The following is a 425-nucleotide window of genomic DNA, read 5'->3' on the forward strand; positions in this document are numbered from 1 at the left end:
TGACCGGCGCAGCACCGACCCGACACCCGCGCACGAGACCCCGGGAGGGGGAGAGATGGACCTGTACCGCAACGAGTTGACCATGGCGCGGATCCGGCAGGCAGACCTGCTGGCCGACGCCGACGCCGCCGCGCGGGCCCGCCGGTTGATCACCGCGCGCCGCTGGGCACGCCGGGCCGACCGCGCCGCACGCCGGGCAGCCCGCGCGAACGCCGCCGTCCGGTGAGCCCCCCCCCCGGAGGCCCACCGGTGATCAGGTGACCTGATCACCGGTGGGTCACCTCGACCACCGTTGCCCGAGGTGGCCGGTCGGTGATCAGGTCACCTGATCGATGACCGGGGGGTCAGGCGGCGAAGCCGGGGAGCCAGCGGGCCAGCACCGACCGGAAGTCGGCCTCGGCGTCGAGCTGGCAGAGCACCCCGAT

The 425-nt window shown here is 74.8% G+C and carries 1 protein-coding gene; it reads left to right on the forward strand.

All coding sequences use genetic code 11. The annotated features are described in order from the left end of the window. The coding region (locus M3677_RS17520; RefSeq protein WP_251161216.1) for a hypothetical protein at positions 1 to 226 on the forward strand (226 nt) is incomplete at its 5' end. Between the last annotated feature and the right edge of the window lie 199 nt (positions 227 to 425).

The organism is Curtobacterium sp. P97, assembly GCF_023712445.1.
Classification (GTDB): Bacteria; Actinomycetota; Actinomycetes; order Actinomycetales; family Microbacteriaceae; genus Curtobacterium.